General features: G+C 31.2%; 25 protein-coding genes. 24 read left to right on the forward strand and 1 reads right to left on the reverse strand.

Going from position 1 to position 25,654, the window contains the following annotated elements; all coding sequences use genetic code 11:
• The first annotated feature begins 7 nt into the window (after positions 1 to 7).
• The 3 genes from A8C32_RS03450 (at position 8) to A8C32_RS03460 (ending at position 6,028) form a co-directional block, all read left to right on the forward strand.
• On the forward strand, positions 8 to 3,325 hold the full coding sequence (locus A8C32_RS03450; RefSeq protein WP_069829039.1) for a VCBS repeat-containing protein: 3,318 nt from the start codon (positions 8 to 10) through the stop codon (positions 3,323 to 3,325).
• Between the two features lie 270 nt (positions 3,326 to 3,595).
• Entirely contained in the window at positions 3,596 to 5,275 is a 1,680-nt protein-coding gene (locus A8C32_RS03455; RefSeq protein WP_069829040.1) for a hypothetical protein, read from the forward strand.
• Between the two features lie 147 nt (positions 5,276 to 5,422).
• Complete coding sequence (locus A8C32_RS03460) at positions 5,423 to 6,028, forward strand: hypothetical protein (RefSeq protein ID WP_069829041.1); 606 nt, start codon at positions 5,423 to 5,425, stop codon at positions 6,026 to 6,028.
• A 90-nt stretch (positions 6,029 to 6,118) separates the two neighbouring features.
• On the opposite strand, the gene A8C32_RS03465 is transcribed toward A8C32_RS03460, so the two are convergent.
• Positions 6,119 to 7,366 carry an NAD(P)/FAD-dependent oxidoreductase gene (locus tag A8C32_RS03465; RefSeq protein WP_069829176.1) on the reverse strand — a complete coding sequence of 416 codons (1,248 nt, stop codon included), beginning with the start codon at positions 7,364 to 7,366 and terminating at the stop codon, positions 6,119 to 6,121.
• A gap of 106 nt (positions 7,367 to 7,472) precedes the next feature.
• Here A8C32_RS03465 and flxA point away from each other — a divergent pair, with 106 nt between their 5' ends.
• The 21 genes from flxA (at position 7,473) to A8C32_RS03570 (ending at position 25,629) form a co-directional block, all read left to right on the forward strand.
• A complete protein-coding gene (flxA, locus tag A8C32_RS03470) occupies positions 7,473 to 9,008 on the forward strand; it encodes a flexirubin biosynthesis tyrosine ammonia-lyase FlxA (RefSeq protein ID WP_069829042.1) in 1,536 nt (511 codons plus the stop codon).
• On the forward strand, positions 9,008 to 10,147 hold the full coding sequence (locus A8C32_RS03475) for a WG repeat-containing protein (RefSeq protein ID WP_069829043.1): 1,140 nt from the start codon (positions 9,008 to 9,010) through the stop codon (positions 10,145 to 10,147). Before flxA ends, A8C32_RS03475 begins: the two co-directional genes overlap by 1 nt.
• 14 nt (positions 10,148 to 10,161) lie before the next feature.
• The gene (gene flxB, locus A8C32_RS03480; protein WP_069829044.1) at positions 10,162 to 10,911 is read left to right on the forward strand and encodes a flexirubin biosynthesis SDR family reductase FlxB; all 750 of its coding nucleotides are present in this window, start codon (positions 10,162 to 10,164) and stop codon (positions 10,909 to 10,911) included.
• 12 nt (positions 10,912 to 10,923) lie between these two features.
• Positions 10,924 to 12,156, forward strand: a complete 1,233-nt coding sequence (locus A8C32_RS03485) for a beta-ketoacyl-[acyl-carrier-protein] synthase family protein (RefSeq protein ID WP_069829045.1) — start codon at positions 10,924 to 10,926, stop codon at positions 12,154 to 12,156.
• The gene (locus tag A8C32_RS03490) at positions 12,149 to 12,391 is read left to right on the forward strand and encodes an acyl carrier protein (RefSeq protein WP_069829046.1); all 243 of its coding nucleotides are present in this window, start codon (positions 12,149 to 12,151) and stop codon (positions 12,389 to 12,391) included. Before A8C32_RS03485 ends, A8C32_RS03490 begins: the two co-directional genes overlap by 8 nt.
• A 16-nt stretch (positions 12,392 to 12,407) precedes the next feature.
• Complete coding sequence (locus A8C32_RS03495) at positions 12,408 to 13,295, forward strand: lysophospholipid acyltransferase family protein (RefSeq protein WP_069829047.1); 888 nt, start codon at positions 12,408 to 12,410, stop codon at positions 13,293 to 13,295.
• A 1-nt stretch (position 13,296) separates the two neighbouring features.
• Entirely contained in the window at positions 13,297 to 14,220 is a 924-nt protein-coding gene (locus A8C32_RS03500; protein ID WP_069829177.1) for a hypothetical protein, read from the forward strand.
• Positions 14,221 to 14,231: 11 nt separating this feature from the next.
• Positions 14,232 to 15,368, forward strand: a complete 1,137-nt coding sequence (gene darB / locus A8C32_RS03505; RefSeq protein ID WP_069829048.1) for a dialkylresorcinol biosynthesis protein DarB — start codon at positions 14,232 to 14,234, stop codon at positions 15,366 to 15,368.
• A 1-nt stretch (position 15,369) separates the two neighbouring features.
• Positions 15,370 to 15,801 carry a hotdog family protein gene (locus tag A8C32_RS03510; RefSeq protein WP_069829049.1) on the forward strand — a complete coding sequence of 144 codons (432 nt, stop codon included), beginning with the start codon at positions 15,370 to 15,372 and terminating at the stop codon, positions 15,799 to 15,801.
• On the forward strand, positions 15,801 to 16,265 hold the full coding sequence (locus A8C32_RS03515; RefSeq protein ID WP_069829050.1) for a hotdog family protein: 465 nt from the start codon (positions 15,801 to 15,803) through the stop codon (positions 16,263 to 16,265). Before A8C32_RS03510 ends, A8C32_RS03515 begins: the two co-directional genes overlap by 1 nt.
• On the forward strand, positions 16,262 to 16,669 hold the full coding sequence (gene DarG, locus A8C32_RS03520; RefSeq protein WP_069829051.1) for a flexirubin biosynthesis protein DarG: 408 nt from the start codon (positions 16,262 to 16,264) through the stop codon (positions 16,667 to 16,669). The genes A8C32_RS03515 and DarG overlap by 4 nt, the downstream gene beginning before the upstream one ends.
• A complete protein-coding gene (gene darH, locus A8C32_RS03525; protein ID WP_069829052.1) occupies positions 16,659 to 17,654 on the forward strand; it encodes a BtrH-related acyltransferase DarH in 996 nt (331 codons plus the stop codon). Before DarG ends, darH begins: the two co-directional genes overlap by 11 nt.
• 9 nt (positions 17,655 to 17,663) lie before the next feature.
• Positions 17,664 to 18,407 (forward strand): ABC transporter ATP-binding protein, encoded by a 744-nt coding sequence (locus A8C32_RS03530; RefSeq protein ID WP_069829053.1) that lies wholly within the window; start codon positions 17,664 to 17,666, stop codon positions 18,405 to 18,407.
• Positions 18,400 to 19,674 carry an ABC transporter permease gene (locus A8C32_RS03535; RefSeq protein ID WP_069829054.1) on the forward strand — a complete coding sequence of 425 codons (1,275 nt, stop codon included), beginning with the start codon at positions 18,400 to 18,402 and terminating at the stop codon, positions 19,672 to 19,674. The genes A8C32_RS03530 and A8C32_RS03535 overlap by 8 nt, the downstream gene beginning before the upstream one ends.
• Entirely contained in the window at positions 19,664 to 20,107 is a 444-nt protein-coding gene (locus A8C32_RS03540; RefSeq protein ID WP_432416485.1) for an acyl-CoA thioesterase, read from the forward strand. The genes A8C32_RS03535 and A8C32_RS03540 overlap by 11 nt, the downstream gene beginning before the upstream one ends.
• Positions 20,100 to 21,251: a beta-ketoacyl synthase N-terminal-like domain-containing protein gene (locus tag A8C32_RS03545; protein ID WP_069829056.1), complete on the forward strand. Its 1,152-nt coding sequence runs from the start codon at positions 20,100 to 20,102 to the stop codon at positions 21,249 to 21,251. The genes A8C32_RS03540 and A8C32_RS03545 overlap by 8 nt, the downstream gene beginning before the upstream one ends.
• 9 nt (positions 21,252 to 21,260) lie before the next feature.
• Positions 21,261 to 22,322: a methyltransferase gene (locus A8C32_RS03550; RefSeq protein ID WP_069829057.1), complete on the forward strand. Its 1,062-nt coding sequence runs from the start codon at positions 21,261 to 21,263 to the stop codon at positions 22,320 to 22,322.
• A gap of 7 nt (positions 22,323 to 22,329) precedes the next feature.
• On the forward strand, positions 22,330 to 22,947 hold the full coding sequence (locus A8C32_RS03555) for a 3-oxoacyl-ACP synthase (protein WP_069829058.1): 618 nt from the start codon (positions 22,330 to 22,332) through the stop codon (positions 22,945 to 22,947).
• A gap of 1 nt (position 22,948) precedes the next feature.
• The gene (locus A8C32_RS03560) at positions 22,949 to 23,206 is read left to right on the forward strand and encodes a phosphopantetheine-binding protein (RefSeq protein WP_069829059.1); all 258 of its coding nucleotides are present in this window, start codon (positions 22,949 to 22,951) and stop codon (positions 23,204 to 23,206) included.
• Positions 23,207 to 23,365: 159 nt separating this feature from the next.
• Complete coding sequence (locus tag A8C32_RS03565; RefSeq protein ID WP_069829060.1) at positions 23,366 to 24,568, forward strand: beta-ketoacyl-[acyl-carrier-protein] synthase family protein; 1,203 nt, start codon at positions 23,366 to 23,368, stop codon at positions 24,566 to 24,568.
• Entirely contained in the window at positions 24,565 to 25,629 is a 1,065-nt protein-coding gene (locus A8C32_RS03570; protein WP_069829061.1) for a beta-ketoacyl synthase N-terminal-like domain-containing protein, read from the forward strand. Before A8C32_RS03565 ends, A8C32_RS03570 begins: the two co-directional genes overlap by 4 nt.
• The last annotated feature ends 25 nt before the right edge of the window (positions 25,630 to 25,654 follow it).

Below are 25,654 nucleotides of genomic sequence, written 5' to 3' on the forward strand. Positions count from 1 at the left end.
TTAATACATGAAATGTTCAACATTAAAAATAGTGTACTCTCTAATGCTTTTAGTGCTTATTTTTAGTTGTACTAAACCATCAGAGACAATTAAAGAAACTAAAATATTCAAAAATCTTGAAGCTTCAATTTCTGGAGTAAATTTCTCAAACAATCTCACCGAGAATGATAGCTTAAACTATTTTACTTACTCATATTTATACATGGGAGGCGGTGTTTCTGTAGGAGATATTAATAATGATGGGTTAAAAGATATTTTCTTCACAGGAAATCAAGTTTCAAATAAATTATACCTCAACAAAGGAAATCTTCAATTTGAAGACATTACCAAAAAAGCAGGTATTTCTGGAGATAACCGATGGTACACAGGTGTTACTATGGCCGATGTAAATGCAGATGGTTACTTAGATATTTACTGCTCTGTTGGCGGAAAATTTATACCTAAAGAAAATCAATTATACATCAATAATCAAGATGGTACTTTTACAGAAAAAGCCAAAGCTTATGGATTGGCAGATATTGGCAATAGTGTACAAGCTACTTTTTTCGATTATGATAAAGATGGAGATTTAGATGTTTATGTTGCCAACTACCCACCCACAAAATTTAATGCATCGGTATATGTATACTCGCAAAAAATGGCCAATGTTAACACTATAGAAACAGATCATTTATACAGAAATGATGGTAATACTTTTACCAACGTAACAGAAGCTGCTAACGTAAAAAGTTTTGGATTAACACTAAGTGCAACAATTGGTGATTTAAATAATGATTCCTGGCCAGATTTATATATCTCTAACGATTTTGCTTCACCAGATTACCTATACATAAACAATCAAGATGGTACATTTAGAGAAGTTACAAAACAAGCCACCTCACATACTGCTTTTTACGGCATGGGCGTAGATATTGCAGACTTTAATAACGATGGAAACTTAGATGTTTTCCAAGTAGATATGGATGCCAAAACCAATAAACGCAAAAAAGCGAATATGGCGGGCATGAATCCAGAATTGTTTTGGGGTGTTGTAAATGCTGGTTTTCACTACCAATACATGCAGAATTGTTTACAATTAAACACAGGCGTTTTTAATGATGATAATCCTTTTTTCTCAAACATATCTCGACTAACAGGAGTCTCCTCTACAGATTGGAGTTGGGGGCCTCTTTTTGCCGATTTCGATAATGATGGTTTAAAAGACCTCTTTGTTTCTAATGGCACACGCCGTGAAGTTAACAACCGAGATTTCTTCAATAATATTGATAAAGATTTCACTATTGAAAGTGATAAAACACTTGAAATGAGTTTAAAAATACCTTCAGAAAAAATTGATAATTTCATATTTAAAAACAACGGTAATTTAAACTTCAAACAAAATAATAAAGACTGGGGTATTGAATTTAAAGGCTTTTCCAATGGTGTCGCCTACGCAGATTTAGATAATGATGGTGACTTAGAAATTATAACCAATAATATTGATGACAAAGCTTCTATTTTTGAGAATAACAGTTCTAAAACAAATAATCATATTACCATAAAATTTGAAGGACCCTCAAAAAACAAGTTTGGTTTAGGTAATCGTGTTTATATTACAACCGGTGGTGAAACACAAATGCAAGAACTTACGTTAACCCGCGGTTTCCAATCATCTGTAGCACCAGAATTACATTTTGGACTAGGACAATCTCTAAAAATTGATAAACTAAAAGTTGTTTGGGCCGATGGTAGTACCGAAATTCAAAAGAACGTTCCTGTAAATCAAATACATCTCTTTAAGCACATTAATGCTAATGAAGAAAACAAAGAAAACATCTCTATAGAAACGCCTCTTTTTAATTCAAACGTAACAGATGTTTTTCCTAAATACAAACACGAAGAAAATAAGTTTGATGATTTTAAATATCAAGTTTTATTACCTCACAAAATGTCAACATTTGGTCCTGCTCTTGCAGTAGGAGACTTAAATAACGATGGTCTTGACGATTATTTTATTGGAGGAGCTTTTAACAGAACAGGTACTCTATTTTTTCAAAATGAAAATAGTTTTAAAAAGCAAGAAAATACTGTTTTTGAAACCGATAAGTTAAGCGAAGATATTGGAGCCTTAATTTTTGATGCCGATAATGATGGTGATAATGATTTATATGTAGTTAGCGGAGGTTATGAGTTTTCATCAAAATCTAAAATGTTACAAGACAGACTTTATATTAATAATGGAAAAGGTGATTTTGCAAAAGCAAATGAATCTATTTTACCAGAAATGATCTCCAGCGGATCTAAAGCTTATAAGCTTGATTTTAATAAAGACGGCAAACAAGATATATTAGTATTAGGAAGACAAATCCCTGGAAACTACCCTGCTCCTGCTAATAGTTTTCTATTAGAAAATAAAAGTAAAAATGGCAAATTAAAATTTGATGATGTCACTAGTACTTTAGCCAAAGCATTTAAAAACTTAGGAATGGCAACCAGCGCAATTATCACAGACTTTAATAAAGATGGCTGGGAAGATATTATTATTGTAGGTGAATGGATGCCTATTCGAGTTTTTGAAAACACCAAAACAGGCTTCGAAGAAGTCTCTAAGAAAATGGGACTTAATGAAGATTCAACTGGCTGGTGGTGGAGCATCAATGAAGGTGATTTTGATAATGATGGAGATATGGATTACATTGTTGGAAACAATGGTTTAAACTATAAATACAAGGCAACTAAGGACGAAACATTCGATATTTATGTAAATGATTTTGACCACGACAGTAAAAAAGACATCGTACTAAGCTACTACAACGAAGGGAAGCAATACCCCGTAAGAGGTCGTGAATGCTCATCTCAACAAATACCACAGATTAAAGATAAATTTAAAAATTATGAAAGCTTTTCTGAAGCTACACTCGTGGATGTTTATGAAGAAAAATCTTTAGAATCTGCCTTACACTATCAAGTAAAATCCTTTGCTAGTATTTATTTGGAAAACAAAGATGGACAGTTTATAATACATGAATTACCTATTGAAGCTCAAATGTCGAGTATCAATAAAATTCTAATTGATGACTATGATAAAGACGGTGCTCTTGACGCCTTAATTGCAGGAAACTTATTTATGTCTGAAGTAGAAACACCTAGAAATGATGGAGGATATGGTTTATTTTTAAAAGGAAATAACACAGGTTCGTTTCAAGCCTTACCTCCTTCTAAAAGTGGGTTGTTTATTTCTGGCGATGTGAAAGACTTAGAAACTATTGTTGTAAAAAACAAAAAACACATAATAGCTGTAAAAAATAATGATAGCTTACAAATTATAAAAGTTAACTTAAAGTAGCACTCTCAAAAAAAACACTGAATTACAGTTTGCTACACATAAAACCTTTTAAAGTACTAATTAAGACATCTTAATTAAAGTAATATCCTTCTGTTAATTTTAATCCTTTCATTTCTGGTCATATGAACCTCTACAACCTTTTCTGAATTAGAATTTTATCCATTTTATAAATTAAAAAAAATAGCCGCCTAAAAGTTGTATTTTCTCTGGTTTTTTGTGTTAATTAGCCCCTTCAAATTTTTAACTAATTAACCACTTACACATATAACAATGACTAATAAATTTTTGTTTGTACTATTACTGTTCTCCATCAACATATTTGCTCAAGACCCAAAACTATCTGACAACTTCACTGTAGAAGTTGGAGAAGAATACGGAGAAACAGATGGTAAATTTAAAAGCTTTTTTAAGTATAATAATAAGGTGGTGGCAATAAACCGTCACAAAGATCATCTAATAATTCAGAGATTTGACCCAATCACCCTTAAAGAAGTAGATCGCATAGAGCACGAAAAATTTTTCAAGAACAAAGAAAAACATGGTTTCGAAAAGATAATGCGCATTGGGGATAATGTCATATTATTCTATGCAAAATGGAATCGCAAAACACAGATAGAATCTCTGGAAGCTCAAATAATTTCTTTAGATAACCTCAAAATTGGAAAACAAAAAGAAATCATTAGACAAGAAGGGAAAATAGCTGGATCTTTTAGAGTGACAGGAAACAGCTTTTTTATCACCAAAATAGGAACTGTAGATAAATTTTCATACAAAACATCTTTTGATGAGAAAACATTATTGATCGAATACAGGCTCAAACCAAAGTTTAGAGATGATTCTAAAAGTTACGATAGAATTTCCATCAATGTCTTCAATGAAAATTTAGAATTAGACTGGAAAGGTCAAGTTGAAATGCCTTATACAGAGAAGAAGATGAATAATGAAGATTATGCGATAGATAAACACGGAGATTTTTACATGTTAGCCTCTGTATATGAAGATGATAGTACAGATGAAAAAAAGAAAAAGAAAGAAGGAGCTAATTACCATTTAGAACTTTTTAAAGTTAAAAAGAACACAAATACTATTATTAAAAATGAAATCAAACTTGGAGATAAATTTATCGATGAGGTTATGCTATATGAAGATGTTGAAGGAAATATAGTAATTACAGGAACTTCTAAAAATCCAGATAAAGGAAAATCAAGAGTATTCTTCTCTACCAAAGAAAAAGGCTTAGCCACTGGTGTATTTACAATGAAATTAAATGAAAATGGAGCTGTTAGTTCTTTTAAAAATTATGATTTCCCTCTAGAACTGTTGAAAAAATATGCTACAAAAAAGGAAAAAAAGAAAAATAAGAAAATAAGTAAAGAGGAAGACGAAAAACCAGGATTAAGAGAACTTAAAATCAACTCTATTGTTCTAAATAATGACGGCAGTTTTCTTATCTTAGGAGAACAAAGATACACAGTGATACGCACAAGTTATAGTTCTACTGGAAAACAGAGAACTACTATAACATACTATTACAGAGATATTTTAGCCACTAAAATTAATGCCGACGGAACACTAGCTTGGATGCAAAAACTTCCTAAACGACAAATAGGAAAACGTGGTCAAGGCACAATGTCGTTCACTCATATGTTTGCAGGAAACAACCACTACTTATTATATCTAGACAATGTAAAAAATCTCAATCTACCTGAAGATAAAGTTCCTTATGTCCATACTGATGGAAAAGGAGGTTATTTTACGGCATATATTATTAATGACAAAACTGGAGAAGTTAAAAAAGAAGCGATCTTCAATACGCGTGATTTTAACGACACTGAATTAGAACATTTTGATACTGATAAAATTTTACCTCTTTCTGATTCTGAAATATTAATTGAAGGCTTTGAGGGACGTAATAAAGACTTTCTTGTAAAAGTTAGCGCTAAAAAATAGAACTACTTTTATTTAAAAAACCACAAATAAAGCCATCTGAAAAGTGAATTTCAGGTGGCTTTATTTTTTCTTTAAAAAACTGCTATTTTACATTTCAATAATTTCTTTTATATTTGATTACCAATATTTTAAACATCAAATATTATTATGAAAAAACAACTAACATTTATTCTAATTTTATTTTGTACGTGCCTAACCTACTCTCAAAAGGTCAAAGTTAAAGCAGGTGGTTTTAAAAACTTAAAAGAAATTAAAGAATACAGCTTACAATTTGAGTACTCAGATTTAAAAATCCCAAAATACGATTCTGAAGAAGATTTTCTTAAAGATAAAATGAAAAAAAGAGAAGATAAGAAAGCTGGTGCTGGAGAAAAATTTAAAGCGTCATGGTTTGCAGATAGAAAAGACCGATATGAACCAAAATTTATAGAATCATTTAACAAAAGATTTGATGATGGTAAAGTAAAGGTAACTCAAAACACTAACGCAAAATACACTTTACTTATAAAAACCACTATGATGTACGCAGGTTATAATGTAGGTATCGTGAGACAAAACTCAAAAATAGAGGCCACCTTAATTGTATTTGAAACTAAAACTCCTGATACTATTTTATTTTCAGCAGATTACACTAAAGTAGAAGGCTATGGAGCTATGGGTAATGACTATAATTCTGGATACCGTATATCTGAAGCTTATGCTAAACTTGCCAAAGAATTTGCTAAAAACCTAAAGAAGAAAGCTCTAAAATAATTAAGATTCGTAAAACGAATAATAAGATAAATCACCCTCACAGCAAGCTGCGAGGGATTCTTTAGATAAACAGAAAAAGCGAATAATTTCCTAATTATTCGCTTTTTCTGTTTCCAAATCTATAATATGAGCAACAGTCTTAACTAACCTATCATGATTTTTCACAAAAGGATTGGTTTCGTCCCAAACATATCCTGCTAAAACAGCACATATTTGTTTTTTTATCTCAGGGTTTTCTGGTTTGTGGAAAAATATTTTTTGTAAATTTCCAGTATACCATTCCTTTACATATGTAGCAAAAACATTAACACCTTTCTTAATATAATCTGAATACTCTACTTCCCAATCAACCTCAGTATCCTGCAATTCTTTAGTAATTAACTTTGCAGCAAGTAAAGCTGACTCTGTTGCAAATGTAACTCCAGAAGAAAATACAGGATCTAAAAATTCGGCACTATTACCTGTAAGTACATATCCTTTACCGTAAAGTTGAGTCACAGATTTAGAGTAATTTTTTATTTCAACTGGATTGAATAGAAAATCAACACCATCAAACCTATCACTATAATAATCTGAAAGTTTGAGCATTTTTGCTAACTTTTCAGTTGGCGTTCCCTCAAAAGACTCTATAAATTCCGTTGATCCAACATAACCAATACTCGTCGTATCATCAGAAAACGGAATAACCCATAACCATACTCGCCTATCTATAACATCAAATGTTATACGCGTACCTTCCCAGCCTTCTGGACGCTTTATATCTTTTACATGTGTAAATATTGAAGACTGATTAAGAAGTTTTGATGGTTTTTCTAAATTTAAAAGCCTTGGCAAAACTCTACCATAACCACTAGAATCAATAATATATTTTGCTTTAACAGTATAATTTTGTCCATCCTCATTTTTAATAGTTGTTACAGAAGTTCCATCCTCATCAATAACAACATCAATTACCTCATGTTGAAAAGCAATATCTACACCTCGTTTTATAAGTTCATTTGCAAGTACATTATCAAAATCTGCTCGCGGCGCTTGCCAAGTCCAATCCCAACCTTCTGTATGTTTCTTACTAAAATCGAAATTACATACCTCTTCTCCCCTAATAAATCGTGCCCCTTTTTTAACTTCAAATTCACATGCTTTTAAACTATCTAACAAGCCTACTTCTTCAAAATGATCCATACACCTAGGCAACAAACTTTCTCCTATAACAAATCTTGGAAATTTGCTTTTCTCTATCACTTTTACCCTACATTTTTTGTCGTACAAATAAGACGCTGCGACACATCCTGACGGTCCTGCACCTATAATTAGTACGTCAATACTCTCTTCGTCCATAATCTTTGTAATTTGAATCATTTATTATTCTAAATTTGCATTCCAAAATAACTATTTTATCTTTAGTTATTAAAATAAAATTTTAAATATTACCAATACAACATAAATGTTAAAACTGAATGGAACTTTAGGCATTGAAGATTTTTATAAAATTATTTTTAAAAACAATCCTATTGAAATTGATAAAACGGTTTTTGAAACTATTGAAAATAGTTTTAATTTTTTAAAAACCTTTTCGGAAAACAAAACTATATACGGCGTTAACACAGGATTTGGTCCCATGGCGCAATATAAAATTGCCGATACCGATCGTAAAAAGTTGCAATACAATTTAATTAGAAGTCATGCTTCTGGCACAGGAAATATTATTGACCCTATGTATGTAAAAGCAGCAATGTTAGCGCGATTAAATACATTATCATTAGGTCATTCTGGAGTACATAAATCGGTAATAGAATTAATGAGTGCATTAATTAACAGAGATATCATTCCGTTAATTTATGAACATGGTGGTGTTGGTGCAAGTGGTGATTTAGTTCAATTAGCTCATTTAGCGCTTGTTTTAATTGGTGAAGGCGAAGTTTTTTACAAAAATGAATTAAAACCTACAAAAGAAGTTTTTGAAATAGAAAACTTAAAACCTATCACTGTTGCTTTACGAGAAGGGTTGGCTTTAATGAATGGCACTTCTGTAATGACTGGTATTGGTATTGTAAACACAATAAACACAAGGCGATTACTTAATTGGGTAATCTTGTGTTCTTCTGCAATTAATGAAATCGTTCAAGCATACGATGATCACTTATCCTTTGAGTTAAACCAGTCAAAAAAACATAAAGGACAGCGAGAAGTTGCTAAACAAATGAGAACTCATTTAAGAGACAGTAAATTAACCAGAAAACGTGAGGAATTTTTATATAATAAAAACCCAGAAGTAACTGTTTTTGAAGAAAAAGTACAAGAATACTATTCTTTACGATGTGTTCCTCAAGTATTAGGTCCAGTTTTAGATACTTTAAATAATATAGAAAACATATTAATTGAAGAAATAAATTCTGCAAACGACAACCCTATAGTTAGTGTAGAAAAACAGCATGTATATCATGGTGGAAATTTTCATGGAGACTATGTGTCGCTAGAAATGGATAAATTAAAATTAGTTGTAACCAAAATGAGTATGCTAGCAGAGCGGCAACTCAATTACTTGCTAAACCCTAGCCTTAATAATATTCTTCCTGCATTTGTAAACCTTGGAACTTTAGGTTTAAACTTTGGTATGCAAGGTGTTCAATTTACAGCAACATCTACCACAGCAGAAAATCAAATGTTATCCAACCCTATGTATGTTCATAGTATCCCAAATAACAATGATAATCAAGACATTGTTAGTATGGGAACCAATGCTGCATTAATTACAAAAAAAGTTATTGAAAATGCTTTTGAAGTAGTTGCTATTGAAATGATAACTATAGTACAAGCTATTGAATATCTTAAAACACAAGATAAAATATCCAGTAAAACTAAAAAAATGTATGATGCCATACGACATTTAGTTCCTATATTTACAGAAGACATTGTCATGTATCCTTACGTAAATAAAGTTAAAGACTTTATTATCAACCACGAAAACAATATTGTATAATGAAAACTTATTACGTTTTATTTTTCACGTTATTTTTAAACCTACTATTTATTAACGGTCAAGAATTAGCATTAGTGAGAGAGAATAATCTTTTTGGCTACATTAACACTTCTGGAAAATACATTATTAAACCTCAATTTAAAAAAGCAGGAAACTTTTCTGAAGGCTATGCTGCAGCTATTAAAGACGATAAATGGGGTTTAATTAATACATCTGGAGAATGGGTAGTTAAACCTGAATTCGATAGAATAAAACGTTTTAATTCTGGTTACGTATTAGCACTTCAAAATGATCAATGGAATTATATAAATGCTTCAGGAAAAGTATTAAACACTCCTACCACAGAAAAGTACTATGATTTTAATGATAATGTAGCTTTTTTTAGAAAAGCTAAAAAAATAGGACTTCTTGGAACAGATGGGAAACTTATTTTAGAACCAACATACGATATCATTAAACCATTTGTTAATGGTTATGCTAAAGCACGAAAAGGAGACTTTTGGGGTATGATTGATAAGCAAGGGAAGGTTTTTATACCTATGGAATATAATGAAATAGGAAGCTATAATAAACAAGGTGTTTGGGCAAAAAAAGGTGAAACTTTTGGAGTAATAAGCAACAATAAATTTAATACGACTGTTGGAATTGATAAAATCTGGGATTTTAATGACAATTCTAAATTAACTTATGCAAGAAGTAATAAAAAAATTGGGTTTATAAATAATTCTGGAGAATGGGTAATTAAACCTTCATTTGAAAAAGCAAGAGCCTTTAATAATGGGTTGGCTCCTGTTTTTAAAAACAAATTCTGGGGTTATATTAATGAAAAAGGAGAAGAAGTAATCGCACTCAACTTTAGAGATGCTGAAACTTTCTCTGCTGATGGTTTAGCTCCTGTGAAAGAAAAAAAACTATGGGGTTTCATTAATAAATCCGGAAAAATGGTCATTCCAGCTGAATATCAAATTACTGCTGGCGGATTCTCTTTATTTAGTAAAAACGCCATTAAAGGGTTTCATAACGGATTAGCTCGCGTAAAAAAAGGTAAACAATGGGGGTTTATAAATACTAAAGGTGAAGCATTAGGCGGTAAATGGTATCAAAATGCTGAACTTTTTTCAAAAAAAACTAACCCCTAACTCTCATTCTAAAAATGGACAAAAATAGTATTACAAAATATGCTTTAGTAACTGGTGGGTCAAGAGGGATCGGAAAAGCCATCTGTATTCAACTAGCTAAAGACACTAATTATCACATTTTAATTAATTATCAAAGCAATAAACAAGCTGCCTTAGAGACTTTAGAAAGTGTTAAAGATGCTGGTGGCACAGGTGAATTATTACAATTTAATGTAGTTGATAATGAAGAAGTGAAATCTGTTTTAGATAACTGGCACGAAAACAATAAAGACGCTGTTATTGAAGTGATAGTTAATAATGCTGGAATAACAAAAGACGGTTTATTTATGTGGATGACTTCTGAAGACTGGAATAATGTTGTTAACACTAGTCTTAATGGCTTCTTTAACGTAACAAATCACTTAATTCAAAAGTTGTTGGTTCAAAAATATGGACGCATTATTAACATCGTTTCATTATCTGGACTTAAAGGCACGCCAGGTCAAACTAATTACTCAGCAGCAAAAGGAGCAGTAATAGGAGCGACTAAAGCTTTAGCTCAAGAAATAGCTAAACGTAAGATTACTGTAAACGCGGTAGCTCCAGGATTTATTAAAACAGATATGACTGGAGATTTAGATGAAAAAGAATTAAAAAAACAAGTCCCTGCAAATCGTTTTGGAGACCCAGAAGAAGTGGCACATTTGGTATCTTTTTTAGCTTCAGAAAAAGCATCTTACATTACAGGAGAAGTTATAAATATAAATGGAGGTATTTATTCATAAATAATTTGAAAGATGAGAAGAGTTGTTATAACTGGTATGGGAATTTATTCCTGCATTGGTAAAAATTTAGAAGAAGTAAAAACTTCTCTCTATAACGGAACCTCTGGAATTATATCTGATGAAAAAAGAAAACCCTTTGGATACCGTTCGAGCTTAACAGGCATGGTAGAGACGCCTGACCTTAAAAAACTCCTTACAAGAAGACAACGTATTAGTTTAGGGGAAGAAGGTACATATGCATATATGGCAACCATTGAAGCCTTAGGAAATGCAAAAATCACTCAAGAATTTATAAACGCTAACGAAGTAGGCATTCTTTACGGTAACGATAGCACAGCAAAGTCTGTTATAGAATCTGTTGATAAAGTTAGAGAAAAGAAAGACACCACTTTAGTAGGTTCGGGGTCTATTTTTAAAGGCATGAACTCTACTGTAACCATGAACCTCTCTACCATTTTTAAATTAACAGGTGTTAATTTTACTATAAGTGCTGCCTGCGCAAGTGGTTCTCACGCTATAGGTATGGCATATCAACTTATAAAAAGTGGACTTCAAGATTGTATCATATGTGGTGGAGCGCAAGAAATTAACGAACTTGCTATGGCAAGTTTTGATGGTTTGGGTGTATTTTCTGCAAACGAAGAACAACCAGCAAAAGCATCACGCCCATTCGATAAAAATCGAGACGGTCTTATTCCTAGTGGCGGCGGAGCAACCTTAGTATTAGAAAGTTACGAATCTGCTATAAATAGAGGAGCTCCTATTTTAGGTGAGATTATAGGCTATGGATTTTCATCAAACGGAGAACATATTTCAACACCAAATGTCGATGGTCCTTCTCGCGCTATGAATAAAGCTATTTCGCAAGCAAGTATTCCCATTGACAGTATTGACTATGTTAATGCACATGCCACTTCAACGCCCGTTGGAGATGCCAATGAAGCTAAAGCAATATTCGATGTTTTTGGAGAAAACGGCCCCTATGTAAGCTCTACAAAATCGATGACAGGACATGAATGTTGGATGGCTGGAGCTAGTGAAGTTATATATTCCATGCTTATGATGCAGCATTCTTTTATTGCTCCTAATATAAATTTAGAAAATCCAGATGAAGATGCCGCTAAATTAAATTTAGTGAGCAAAACAATAGATAAAAAAATTGATGTATTTTTGTCTAACTCTTTTGGATTTGGAGGGACAAATTCTGCGTTACTAATAAAAAAAATAAAGCACAAAGATGAATAAAGAAGTTATTATTGAAAAAATAAACGACTTTCTTATAGATGAATTTGAAGTTGAAAATGATGATATTTCACCTGAAGCTAACTTAAAAGAAACTCTTGAACTCGATAGTTTAGATTTTGTAGACCTTGTTGTATCTATTGACTCTAATTTTGGCGTTAAATTAGTAGGAGAAGATTTTATAAATGTTGTTACACTTCAAGATTTTTACAATCTTATTGAAAACAAATTAAAATAATTTTACCCAAATATATATGGCTGCTGAATGGAAAGGAAAGTCCAGAGGAACAGTTCTAGGCTACAAAATATTTATATTTTGTATTAGAAAACTGGGATTGCCTTCGGCCTATTTTATTTTATATTTTGTTGCTGCCTATTTCTGTTTTTTTGCCTTCGACAGTACAAGGTCTACTTACTATTATTTTAATAAAAGACTAAACTATTCCAAATTTAAAAGTATAATAAGTATTTACAAAAGTTATTTTGTTTTTGGGCAAACAATAATAGACAAAATCGCTATTTCTTCTGGGTTAAAATCTAAATTCACATATGATTATGATGGTATAGATCGTATAAAAGAAATACTAAAACAAAAAAAAGGAGGTATTCTTATAAGTGGTCACATGGGCAATTTTGAAATTGCTCAGCATTTTTTTGGAGAATTAGAAGAAAATGAATGCATAAGCTTACTTACGACTAACATTGAACATACAGCTATAAAAGATTACCTCGATAGTGTTACAAAAAAGCCTAACATAAAAATTATTCTTATTAAAGAAGATCTCTCTCATATCTTTGAAATTAATGCAGCATTAGCAAGAAATGAAATTGTTTGTATAACAGGAGACCGCTACATTAAAAATTCAAAATATTTAGAACAAGAATTATTGGGCAAAAAAACTAAGTTTCCAGCTGGTCCATTTCTTATAAGCTCGCGGCTACAAGTTCCTGTGCTTTTTGTATATGTATTGAAAGAAACCAAAAAACACTACCACCTGTATGCTAGAACAGCTAAAACAAAGCATAGAGATGCTAAAGCATTATTAAAAGAATATACGCAAAGCTTAGAATCGATGATTGAAAAATACCCATTACAATGGTTTAATTATTTTGATTTTTGGAATGCAAACAATAAGAAATAAAATGAAGAACATTCTAGTTGTGCATTATTCTCAATCTGGTCAATTAACAGAAATTGTAAATAATATAGCGATGCCTCTTAATAATTCCAAAAACATAAATATTGTTCACCATCAAATAGAAATGGAAACACCTTTTGCATTTCCATGGAAAAAAAAAGACTTTTTAAATGCATTTCCAGAATCTTTTCTTCAAATCCCTTCAAAAATAAAACCCATCCCTGAAGCCATTCTAAATCAAAAATTCGATTTAGTCATTTTAGGGTATTCCGTTTGGTATTTGAGCCCATCAATTCCAACAAGTTCTTTCTTACGTACCCAAGAAGCCAAACAGTTACTGGCAAATACACCAGTAATTACAGTTATTGGCTGTAGAAATATGTGGATAATGGCTCAAGAAAAAGTGAAAGGTTTACTTAAGGCATGTCATTCAAAATTAGTGGGTAACATTGCCTTAGTAGATAGGCACATAAATCATATTAGCGTAATCACCATAGTACAATGGATGTTTACAGGAGAGAAAAAGAAGTATTTAGGCATATTCCCTAAACCAGGCGTGTCTCAAAAAGATATTGACGAATCTTCAAGGTTTGGTAATACCATATTAAATCATATAAATAATAATAATCTCGAAGATCTTCAAAAAAACCTAGTAAAAGAAAAAGCTGTAATAGTAAAACCTTTTTTAGTTTTAGCAGATAAACGAGCTAATATTTTATTTAATAAATGGGCAAAACTTATTTATTCTAAAGGAAGCGTAAATACAGATAAGCGAACAATTTGGATAAAAATGTTTAACTATTATTTATTATTTGCCATTTGGGTTATTGCTCCCATAGTTTTTATTTTATTTTTGCTTACTTATTTGCCTTTATCTGGAGTGATAAAAAAGAATAAAAAATATTATTCATCTGTAGAAATTAAATAGAAAGGGATTAAATGAAAGACGTTTACATAACAAGAATATCAAAATTTTTACCAAATAAACCTATTAATAATGATGAAATGGAAAGCATTTTAGGTCAAATTAATGGGAAGCCTTCTAGAGCAAAAAGAATAGTATTAAGAAATAATGGCATAAAGGAACGTTATTATGCCATGAATAGTCAGGGTGAAATTACTCATTCCAATGCAGAATTAACTCAAGAAGCTATTACAAAGTTATTTGATAATTCGTTTACTCAAAATTCTATGGAATTATTATGCTGTGGAACTTCTTCTCCAGACCAATTATTGCCCTCTCATGCATCCATGGTTCATGGTTTATTAGCTAATAAAAATCTAGAAATAAACTCAGCATCTGGTATTTGCTGTGCAGGCATGAGCTCTTTAAAGTTTGGTTTTTTATCTGTAAAGTCTGGAAATTCAAACAATGCAGTTTGTACGGGATCAGAAAGATCTTCTACACGAATGCAGGCAAATATGTTTAATGAAGAAGCAAAGTCGCTTTCATCTTTAGAAGATCAGCCTATAATAGCATTTAAAAAAGATTTTCTACGTTGGATGTTATCGGATGGAGCAGGTGCAATACTATTAGAAAACAAAAAAAATGAAACAGGGATCTCTTTAAAAGTAGATTGGATGGAAGCCTATTCATACGCACATGAATTGGAAACCTGTATGTATTCTGGCGGAGAAAAACTTGCTAACGGCTCTATTAAACCTTGGACAGAATACACCTCTAAAGAATGGTTAGAAAAATCTATTTTTTCTGTAAAACAAGATGTTAAAATTTTAGAAAAGCATGTGATTAATAAAGGCGTCGAAAGTATGGATCTGGTCTTTAAAAAACATGATAAAGATCCTTCGGATATTGACTATTTTCTACCTCATTTATCATCTAATTATTTTGCCGAAAAATTAAAAACTAGCATTAAAGAAAAAGGGTTGCAAATTCCCGAAAGTAGTTGGTTTACCAATTTAGATAGAGTAGGTAATGTTGGCTCTGCTTCAATTTACTTAATGCTAGAAGAATTAATGTATTCTGGAAAGTTAAAAAAAGGAGACAAAATAATGCTATCCGTTCCAGAAAGTGGAAGATTTTCTTATGCTTATGCCCATTTAACTGTTTGTTGAAATGATTTTATTACAAAAACCTATTACGAATATTGAACACTTAATTCCGCAAAAGACACCTTTTGTAATGGTAGATAGTTTATTAGGTTTTTCCGAAACAAATGTGGTATCCTCATTAAAAGTTTTAGAAACCAATATTCTTTGTGAAAACAAGACACTATCTGAATCTGGATTAGTAGAAAATATGGCACAAACAGTAGCACTTCATACGGGATACGATTATTTTTTAAAAGGAGTCCCTGCTCCAACAGGATATATAGGATCTATTAAAAAAATAGAAATTTCATCATTACCACAACTAAATGAAACTATAAAAACAGAAGCTCACATTTTACATGAATTTATGGGAGTGACTTTAGTGGAAATAACTGTTTTTAATACCAAAAAAGAAAAAATTGCTTCAAGTATAATGAAAACTGTTATTGTAAATTAATGATTGATCTTGATAAAATAGATGTCTCTAATTTTTTACCGCATCGTCCTCCATTTTTAATGGTAGACAAAGTTCTAACTCTTAATGATGAACAAGTCTCTACGCTATTTAAAATTAAAGAAGACAATCTTTTTATTGAAAATAATTATTTTAACGAAATAGGACTAGTAGAAAATGCAGCGCAAACTTGCTCTTCAATAGTAGGCAAAAGTTTTTTTAATGATGATGATATTAAAGGAGAAGGTGCTAATCTAATTGGTTTTATAAGTGCCATTAAAAAAGTAACCATATTTTCTTGTCCTATAGTTGGTAACACTATAATATCCAAAGCAAAATTAACATCAAGGTATGACACTAATAATTATAGTATCTGTTCTTTAGAATGTAATATTTATGAAGAGGAAACCCTATTATTATCTTGTGTGATGAATCTCGTTATTAAAGATTTAAAAATAGCTCTATGAAAAAAAGTGATATCCCCCAAGACAAAAGCAGTTTAGAAACAGGCAAACACAAAGAGCTTTGTTATGCCGTTGATGATAAAGGGGAATACACTACAGCTCAAAGCACTGGTTGGAAACCTAAAACAATTGCCTTAAACAATGCCATACAGGAAATTAATGAACGTATAGCAAAAGCAAAAGAAAAAGTGCTAAATAATGAAACCAGCCCTATTGAATACTATATGGAACTTCATAAAATGGATATTGGTATTTTAGCAGGTTATGTAGGACTCTTTAAATGGCAAGTAAAAAGGCATTTTAAATTGAAAAGATTCAATAAATTATCTAAAAAAACATTAGAAAAATACGCTAATGTCTTCGAAATCTCGATGAATGAATTAAAGGATATTAATTATGGAAATTAATTTTACTCATCACCAAACTGCCCACTGTGAAAATGGAGTAGTTTCAAATTTAATGAAGTATAATGGCTTTAATGTAAGTGAACCCATGGTATTTGGCATAGGTTCTGGCTTAATGTTTTGTTATATTCCATTTCTAAAAGTAAATCATGCCCCAGCAATATCATATAGAACAATGCCTGGTCAAATTTTTAAACGATTTGCTAAACGTGTAGGAATAAAAATTAAAAAAGAAAAATTTAAAAACCCAAAGGAAGCTGAGGCAGTATTAGATAAGAATTTAAAAAAAAACAATCCTGTTGGTCTTCAAGTTGGTGTTTATAATTTAGTATATTTTCCAGACGAATATCGTTTTCATTTTAATGCACATAATTTAATTGTATATGGCAAACAAGATGAAAATTATTTAATTAGTGATCCAGTTATGGAAACGGTTACAACTTTAACCAGCAAAGAGTTAGAAAAAGTACGTTTTGCTAAAGGTGCTTTTGCTCCAAATGGACACATGTATTATCCTGTAAATTTCCCTAAAGAGCTAAAGATAAAAGAGGCTATTATTAAAGGAATAAAAAACACCTGTAAAGATATGCTTGCTCCAATGCCAATTATAGGTGTTAAAGGTATAAGGTATACAGCAAAATTAATACGCAAATGGCCCAAGAAAAAAGGTATTAAAGTTGCTAACCATTATTTAGGGCAAATTGTTAGAATGCAAGAAGAGATTGGAACAGGCGGTGGTGGATTTAGATATATTTATGCTGCTTTTTTACAAGAATCTAGTAAAATATTAAATAATAACAAATTAGCAGAACTATCCAAAGAAATGACAATTATTGGCGATTTATGGAGAGATTTTGCTTTAGATGCATCTCGTATTTATAAAAGCAGAAGTGCTAAAGATGATGCTTATAATCATGTAGCATCACAATTAGAAACCATTGCAGACAAGGAAGAAACCTTCTTTAAAGAATTAAGAAAAGCCATATAAGAATGATACATGATTGAAATTAAACAATTATCTAAAAAGTATAAAGGGGCAGATATATTCTCTGTGTCCAATTTAGACTTGAGTATTTCTGAAAAGGACATTTTTGGGCTGTTAGGTCCAAATGGAGCAGGAAAAACAACATTAATTTCGCTGTTATGCTCATTAATTAAACCAACTTCTGGCTCATTTGTTATTAACGGTCTTACTTATAAAAAAAACAAAAATCAATTAAAACAACTTATAGGTATAGTCCCCCAAGAATATGCTTTATATCCAACTTTAACCGCTTTTGAAAACCTCATGTATTTTGGAAGTATGTATGGTTTAAAAGGAAACAAATTAAAAATAAAAATAAAGGCTGCATTGCAAACTCTAGGATTGTCACAATTCTCAAATAAAAAAATAAATACTTTTTCTGGCGGGATGAAACGTCGAATCAATTTAATTGCAAGTATTCTACACGATCCAAAAGTGCTGTTTTTGGACGAACCAACTGTTGGAGTCGATGTTCAATCTAAAAACGTAATTATAAATTACTTAAAAGAGCTTAACAAAAAAGGAACTACAATAATTTACACATCACATCATCTAAATGAAGCAGAAGCCTTTTGTACTAAAGTTGCTATAATAGATCATGGAAAAATAATAACACAAGGCCCTCCAAAAAGCTTAATTAATGATCAAAAAAATGCTAATAATCTTGAAGATATATTTTTAGCTCTAACCGGACATGCCTTAAGAGATCATGCATAAATTACTAGCATCTACATACAAAGAGTTTTTATTACTCACCAGAGATATTGGCGGGATTGCCATATTATTCATTATGCCTTTAGTATTAATAGTTACTATTACTATAATTCAGGATAGTACATTTAAAACTGTAAGTGAAACTAAAATCCCTATACTTTTAGTAGATAACGATAAAGGATCTGTTTCTGAAACGATCGTTAAAGGGCTTGAAGAGTCCAATATATTTGAAGTTATTAAAATTAATATTGAAGAAGACGCTAAGAATTTGGTTTTTAAAGGAAAAAATCAATTAGCTATCGTAATTCCTGAAAACTTATCTTCAGACCTTGAAAACAAAATAAATCAAAATGTTGAAGGTATTTTAAATAAATTTGGTTTAGATGAAGAAGTTATAGTAGAAAATCAACCAAAAAAAGTCTTTTTAGCAAAAGAAGTCAAATTATATTTTGATCCCGCAACACAGTTTTCTTTTAAAAACTCAGTAAAAAATGAGGTGGATAAAATGATTTCTAGAATAGAAACCCAATCTATTTATAATGCATTTCAAAAACAAATAACAGATGATCCTTCAGAAATCATTTTTGAAACAGAAAATTTTATAAGCTTTAAAGAAATACTACCAAAAAATAAGGACGAAAATATCTTACCAAACTCTGTACAACATAATGTTCCAGCTTGGACGCTTTTTGCCATATTCTTTATTATTGTACCCTTATCAATTAATATTGTAAAAGAAAAAAGCCAAGGAACTTTTGTACGTCTAAGAACAAACCCTGTATCTTATTTAACAGTACTTGGAGGGAAAACGGTCATCTATTTAATAGTTTGTTTAATTCAGTTTATGCTAATGTTGCTTATTGGAATTTACTTATTCCCAGCCATAGGATTGCCAACGCTAAATGTTTCAGGAAAATTTCCTCTTTTATTTTTAGTCGCCCTTTTTGCTGGTTTAGCAGCTATTGGGTTAGGCTTACTTCTGGGCACTATTGCTAAAACTCAAGAACAATCCGCTCCATTTGGAGCAACTTTTGTAGTTATTTTAGCTGCTTTAGGAGGCGTTTGGGTTCCAGTGTTTATTATGCCAGAATTTATGCAGACTCTATCTAAGATTTCCCCTATGAATTGGGGGTTAAATGCATTTTACGATGTCTTTTTAAGGAATTCTAGCCTTTTAGAGATCGTTCCAGAAATAACATTACTATTTTTGTTTTTTATCATCACAACCCTAATTGCTATAGTTTATAATGAAAAGAAAAATGCAGTCTAAAAGCAATAAAGAAATTAGCTTTATTAGCAAGGTCAGGGTTCGATTTGTAGAAACAGATCCTTTAGGAATTGTTTGGCATGGTAATTATATACAGTACTTCGAAGATGGTCGAGAAGCTTTTGGCAGACACCATGGTATTTCATATTTAAATCAAAAAGATTTTGGTTATGCAACACCAATTGTTAAATCAAGTAGCGAGCACAAATTACCATTGCGTTATGGAGATGTTGCCACAATAAAAACAATATATGTAGACAGTCCAGCTGCAAAAATGATTTTTAGATATGAAATTTTTAATCAGGAAAATCAACTTGTTTGCACTGGTGAAACAGTTCAAGTTTTTGTAGACCATACAGGTCAAGGTGATCTATCTTTAACAATTCCAGAGTTTTTTAAGAAATGGAAACAAAAAGTAGGACTTTTAAATGACTAATGTTTACCTATCATATAATAATATAACCTCATCACTCGGGTTTGATAGTGAAACTGTTGTGGACAATATTCATAATCAAATTTCCGGGTTACAATTAATTAACGATAAAAATCTATTACCTCAACCTTTTTATTCATCAATAATAGATACAAAGGCCTTAAGTAAAAGTTTTAAATCTTTAAAAAACGAAGACCATTTTACTCGCTTAGAACAGATGATGATAACATCGCTAAATAGTGTTATTCAATCATCTAAAATTCCTTTAAACAAAAATGTTGGTTTAATTATTTCGACTACAAAAGGAAATATTGATGTTTTAGATAAAAACAATGAATTCCCTAAAGAACGTGCTTATTTAAGTGTTTTAGGGAAAAAAATAAAAGATTTTTTTAAATTTAAAAACGATGCTATTGTTATTTCTAATGCTTGTGTTTCAGGGATTTTAGCCGTTGCCGTTGCAAAACGTTATATCAATCAAGGCGTTTATGATCATGTATTTATTGTAAGTGGAGATATCGTTACAGAATTTATTTTGTCTGGATTCAATTCATTTCAGGCATTAAGTAATGCGCCTTGTAAACCCTACTGTAAAAATCGTACTGGGATCAACATTGGTGAAGTTGCTGCAAGTATATTGGTAACTAATGATAAAACAAATCTGGCAAAAGAAGCTGTTGCCGTTTTAGGCGAAGGTTCTTGTAATGATGCTAATCATATTTCGGGACCTTCCCGAACAGGAGAAGGCTTATATAGAAGCATAAAATCGGCCTTTAAAGAAGCTAATATATCGCATGAAAGTATCGATTATATTTCTGCTCATGGAACAGCAACACAATATAATGACGAAATGGAGGCCATTGCGTTTAATAGATTAGGCCTGCAAGATGTTCCTATAAATAGTTTAAAAGGCTATTTCGGACACACTTTAGGCGCCTCTGGTCTATTAGAAACTATTGTTGGCATGCATTCACTCTCTAATAACACCTTATACGCCTCTTTAGGTTTTGAAACATTAGGTGTTACACAACCAATTAATGTCATTACTAAAATGACACCTAAAAAAATGAACTTTTTCCTTAAAACAGCGTCAGGTTTTGGTGGCAGTAATACAGCAGTAATATTTAAAAAAGTGAACAACTTATAAAAATTAATTATGGAAAACACCTCAATAAGGGCTATTGACGCTATTCAAGAAGCACAAAAAATTGCTTTTGCACCTTTTGTATTTCAAGCAACAGTTTCATTAAGAAAGCTAGGTGTTCTTAGCTTAATTTTTGACAGAAGAAAAAAAGGAGGAATTACAATAGATGACATTTCTAAAGAATTGTCAATTAGTACTTATGGTATAGGTGTTTTATTAGAAATAGCAGAAAGTTCTAGTATTGTTACCAAAGACGATACAGGTAACTATCAATTAACCACTACAGGCTATTTTTTAAATTATAATGAGACTGTAAACGTTAATATAAACTTTACTAATGATGTTTGCTATAAAGGACTATTCCATTTAAATGAATCTATAAAAACAGGAAAACCAACAGGCTTAAAAGAACTTGGTAATTGGGATACGGTTTATGAAGGATTATCTCAACTAACTCCTGAAGTTCAAAAATCTTGGTTTGAATTTGATCATCATTATTCTGATGCTGTATTTAGTGATGCTTTAAAAATAGTTTTTAGAAATAGCCCAAATACCATATTTGATATTGGAGGTAATACAGGAAAATTTGCAATAAGTTCTTGTAATTATAATAAAGATGTCTCTATAAAAATAATTGATTTACCAGGACAATTAAATAAAGCACTTGCTAATGTTAAAAAGAAAGGCTTTGAAAAAAGAGTTTCTGGCCATGAAATAGATTGGTTAAAAGATAACCCTAAAATTCCAAATGGTGCAGATACTATATGGATGAGTCAATTTTTAGATTGTTTTTCTGAAGAAGAAATTCTTAAAATATTAACAGCTTCTGTTAAATCTATGAGTGATGAAACAGAACTATTAATTATGGAAACTTTTACGGATAGACAGAAATTTGATAACGCTAAATTTATTTTAGAAGCAACCTCTCTTTATTTTACGGTATTAGCAAATGGAAATAGTAAAATGTATCCAGCTAAAGTATTTTTAAAACTAATAGATAGAGTAGGACTCGTTATTAAAGAAGATATTAGTATTGGAGAGTATCATACTATATTAGTTTGTAAAAAAAAGTAATAAACTAATGAATTCTCAATATCATATAACCTCTTTTTGTAACATTAAAAACAATACGGTATCCTTAAATGGTTCTGTGATTTATAATGATGAAAACAATGATTTTTTAGAATTTATAAAAGCAGCGTATAAATCTTTTGAAACAGATTATGCGAAATTTTTCAAAATGGATGCTTTGAGCAAATTAGCATTTTTAGCTGCAGATATTTTATTAAAAAACGAAGGTTTAAAACAAGAAGAAGAAAACAATATAGCTATTGTATTTTCAAACAAAGCATCAAGTATAGATACAGACCGAAAGCACCAAAATTCCATTCAAAATAAAGAAGATTACTTTCCGAGCCCAGCTATTTTTGTTTACACATTACCCAATATTTGCATTGGAGAAATTAGTATAAAATACAAGCTGTTTTCTGAAAATAGTTTTTTTATCTTTGATGCTTTCAACGCGCAACATTTACTGGACTACACCAATAGCTTATTAGCAACAAATAAAACAGAAAAAGTACTTTGTGGTTGGGTTGAATTAGATGGAGATCACTATGAAGCTTTTTTATATTTAGTTACTAATGAGGGATCAATAACACACAATAAACAAAATATATTAAAATTATATAATACATAATATGGAGGATTTAAAACAAGAACTAAAAGAAAATATTGTAGAGCAACTAAACCTTGAGGATATAGCGGTAGAAGATATAGATGACAACGATATGTTATTTGGAGATGGTTTAGGTTTAGACTCAATTGATGCATTAGAACTTATTGTGATGCTAGATAAAAATTATGGTATTAAATTAACAGATCCAAAAGAAGGACGTGCTATTTTCGAATCTATAAATGTCATGGCTAAATATATTTTTGAGAATAGAACAAAGTAAACTATTTAGTATTTTTACGAGTACCTATTACCTCTCAAACTAGAAATTGTCAAACCGTTCATAAAACACCATCATAAATTCAGAAATGGTTATCGATTGTTGTTTAATCTCTAACTAGTTTAACAAATAAACTTCCTACCTTCACAGGAATGATAAAATATGAGTAAAGGCATAGCTATTACCGGAATGGGAATTATTTCTTCTATAGGAAACAATGTAGAAGAGAATTACAGATCACTTATAGAAGGTAAAACTGGAATTACAAGAATTTCAAAAATTAAAACCATTCATAAGGATCATATTATGGTTGGTGAAATTGCTTTTACAAATCAAGAATTAGAACAACAACTTGGCCTAACACCAGATAATGATTATTCCCGAACAGCATTACTGGGTGCAATAGCAGCAAAACAAGCTATTAACAACGCAGGAATTTCTAATATAAACACGTATAAAACTGGATTAATATCTGCAACAAGTGTAGGTGGAATGGATAAGACCGAAATACATTATCATGATTATTTTAAGGACAAAGCAACTCAAAAGTATATAGCAGGGCATCATGCAGGAGATTCTACTCAAAAAATCGCAGAACAATTAGGGATAGAACAAAGTTTAGTAACAACAATAAGTACAGCTTGTTCTTCTGCTGCAAATGCGATTATGCTTGGCGCCAGATTAATAAAATCTGGACAATTGGACAGAGTTATTGTTGGAGGGTCGGACTGCTTATCAAAATTCACCATAAATGGTTTTAAAACCTTAATGATTTTATCAGATACGTACAATACACCTTTCGATGAAAACAGAAAAGGATTAAATTTAGGTGAAGCCGCTGCCTTTTTGGTGCTGGAATCTGATAAGGTTGTACAAGCAGAAAACAAACCTGTTTTAGCTTATGTAAAAGGATATGGTAATGCCAATGATGCTTATCATCAAACGGCATCATCTGAAAATGGGGATGGCGCAACACTAGCCATGCAAAAAGCGCTAAAGATAGCCGATTTATCTTCAAGTGATATCGATTATATTAACGCGCATGGCACAGCGACTGGAAATAATGATTTATCCGAAGGACGTGCCATTTTAAGAGTGTTTGATAAGCATGTTCCAGATTTTAGTTCAACAAAGGCATATACTGGACATACGCTTGCTGCTGCTGGAGCTATTGAAGCCGTATATTCCGTTTTGGCACTTCAGAATAATGTGATTTATCCCAATTTGAATTTTAAAACCCAAATGAAGGAATTTAGTATGACACCGCAATTAGAACTTAAAGAAAAAGAATTGCATACGGTATTATCAAATTCATTAGGGTTTGGAGGTAATTGTTCAACCGTTATTTTTTCAAAAAAACAATGAAACCCGTTTATATAAATAGTCTTGGTTCAATTTCATGCCAAAAAACGTTTGATAATTCATCATTTTTAGATGAAATCATTTCTTACGAAGACCATATCATTTTAGCAGTAGACCCAAACTACAAAGACTATATTTCTCCAGCAAATTCTCGTAGAATGGCAAAAGGAGTTAAAATGGGCGTTGTTGCTTCTAAAATAGCTCTAAATGAAGCAAATTTAGAAACAGTAGATGCTATAATTACAGGAACAGGAATGGGTTGTCTTAAAGATTCCGAGAAATTTTTAAGCGCTATTATAAATAATGATGAACAGTTTTTAACACCAACATCTTTTATACAATCTACACATAACACCGTTGGAGGACAAATAGCTCTTGGCCTGCAATGTAAAGGTTATAATTTCACCTATGTACATGCAAGTATATCTTTTGAGTCTGCAGTACTAGACGCTAAGTTAATGCTAGAAAACAATGAAGCCAACACTATTTTAGTTGGAGGTGTAGATGAAATAGAAGATTATACTTGCTCCTTACATAAGCTTGTTAATCATATAAAAAAAGAAAAAGTAAATTCCACAGATTTATTGCGTTCTAAAACAGAGGGAGCTGTTTTTAGTGAAGGGGCAAATTTCTTTGTGTTATCTAATCTTAAGCAAGAATCTAGCTATGCTCAAATTGTAGAAATAAGAACATATAACACACTTGGAAATACAAGTATTACTGATACTGCCAGTGCTTTCTTAAAAGAGAATAACTTAAATACTGAAGTTATAGACCTTTTGATTTTAGGGAACAATGGAGATGTCAGGTATGACGGTTTTTATAATGAATTAAGTGCTGGAATTTTTAAAAACACACAACAAGTTTATTACAAACATTTGTGTGGTGAGTTTAACACAGCATCATCGTTTGGTGTGTGGCTGGCATCTAAAATTTTGAAAACTCAAAAACTTCCAGAACAAGTAAAACTTAACAATATTCAACCTTCAAATTATAAAACTGTTTTACTTTATAATCAATATAGAGGAGAAAACCATAGCTTCACTTTATTGCGTAGATGCTAAATTATAAATCGGTAAATATAATTAC

It is taken from the genome of Flavivirga aquatica, assembly GCF_001747085.1.
In the GTDB taxonomy this organism is placed as follows: domain Bacteria; phylum Bacteroidota; class Bacteroidia; order Flavobacteriales; family Flavobacteriaceae; genus Algibacter_C; species Algibacter_C aquatica.

What these genes read in the sequence shown, in the direction of transcription:
- A8C32_RS03565 (WP_069829060.1), top strand. Translation starts at nt 23,366, where the DNA reads ATGAGTAAAGGCATAGCTATTACCGGAATGGGAATTATTTCTTCTATA.
- A8C32_RS03475 (WP_069829043.1), top strand. Translation starts at nt 9,008, where the DNA reads ATGAAAACTTATTACGTTTTATTTTTCACGTTATTTTTAAACCTACTA.
- DarG (WP_069829051.1), top strand. Translation starts at nt 16,262, where the DNA reads ATGAAAAAAAGTGATATCCCCCAAGACAAAAGCAGTTTAGAAACAGGC.
- darB (WP_069829048.1), top strand. Translation starts at nt 14,232, where the DNA reads ATGAAAGACGTTTACATAACAAGAATATCAAAATTTTTACCAAATAAA.
- A8C32_RS03485 (WP_069829045.1), top strand. Translation starts at nt 10,924, where the DNA reads ATGAGAAGAGTTGTTATAACTGGTATGGGAATTTATTCCTGCATTGGT.
- A8C32_RS03555 (WP_069829058.1), top strand. Translation starts at nt 22,330, where the DNA reads ATGAATTCTCAATATCATATAACCTCTTTTTGTAACATTAAAAACAAT.
- A8C32_RS03545 (WP_069829056.1), top strand. Translation starts at nt 20,100, where the DNA reads ATGACTAATGTTTACCTATCATATAATAATATAACCTCATCACTCGGG.
- A8C32_RS03455 (WP_069829040.1), top strand. Translation starts at nt 3,596, where the DNA reads ATGACTAATAAATTTTTGTTTGTACTATTACTGTTCTCCATCAACATA.
- A8C32_RS03510 (WP_069829049.1), top strand. Translation starts at nt 15,370, where the DNA reads ATGATTTTATTACAAAAACCTATTACGAATATTGAACACTTAATTCCG.
- A8C32_RS03515 (WP_069829050.1), top strand. Translation starts at nt 15,801, where the DNA reads ATGATTGATCTTGATAAAATAGATGTCTCTAATTTTTTACCGCATCGT.
- A8C32_RS03535 (WP_069829054.1), top strand. Translation starts at nt 18,400, where the DNA reads ATGCATAAATTACTAGCATCTACATACAAAGAGTTTTTATTACTCACC.
- A8C32_RS03460 (WP_069829041.1), top strand. Translation starts at nt 5,423, where the DNA reads ATGAAAAAACAACTAACATTTATTCTAATTTTATTTTGTACGTGCCTA.
- flxA (WP_069829042.1), top strand. Translation starts at nt 7,473, where the DNA reads ATGTTAAAACTGAATGGAACTTTAGGCATTGAAGATTTTTATAAAATT.
- A8C32_RS03465 (WP_069829176.1), bottom strand. Translation starts at nt 7,366, where the DNA reads ATGGACGAAGAGAGTATTGACGTACTAATTATAGGTGCAGGACCGTCA.
- A8C32_RS03560 (WP_069829059.1), top strand. Translation starts at nt 22,949, where the DNA reads ATGGAGGATTTAAAACAAGAACTAAAAGAAAATATTGTAGAGCAACTA.
- darH (WP_069829052.1), top strand. Translation starts at nt 16,659, where the DNA reads ATGGAAATTAATTTTACTCATCACCAAACTGCCCACTGTGAAAATGGA.
- A8C32_RS03550 (WP_069829057.1), top strand. Translation starts at nt 21,261, where the DNA reads ATGGAAAACACCTCAATAAGGGCTATTGACGCTATTCAAGAAGCACAA.
- A8C32_RS03490 (WP_069829046.1), top strand. Translation starts at nt 12,149, where the DNA reads ATGAATAAAGAAGTTATTATTGAAAAAATAAACGACTTTCTTATAGAT.
- A8C32_RS03530 (WP_069829053.1), top strand. Translation starts at nt 17,664, where the DNA reads ATGATTGAAATTAAACAATTATCTAAAAAGTATAAAGGGGCAGATATA.
- A8C32_RS03570 (WP_069829061.1), top strand. Translation starts at nt 24,565, where the DNA reads ATGAAACCCGTTTATATAAATAGTCTTGGTTCAATTTCATGCCAAAAA.
- flxB (WP_069829044.1), top strand. Translation starts at nt 10,162, where the DNA reads ATGGACAAAAATAGTATTACAAAATATGCTTTAGTAACTGGTGGGTCA.
- A8C32_RS03450 (WP_069829039.1), top strand. Translation starts at nt 8, where the DNA reads ATGAAATGTTCAACATTAAAAATAGTGTACTCTCTAATGCTTTTAGTG.
- A8C32_RS03540 (WP_432416485.1), top strand. Translation starts at nt 19,664, where the DNA reads ATGCAGTCTAAAAGCAATAAAGAAATTAGCTTTATTAGCAAGGTCAGG.
- A8C32_RS03495 (WP_069829047.1), top strand. Translation starts at nt 12,408, where the DNA reads ATGGCTGCTGAATGGAAAGGAAAGTCCAGAGGAACAGTTCTAGGCTAC.
- A8C32_RS03500 (WP_069829177.1), top strand. Translation starts at nt 13,297, where the DNA reads ATGAAGAACATTCTAGTTGTGCATTATTCTCAATCTGGTCAATTAACA.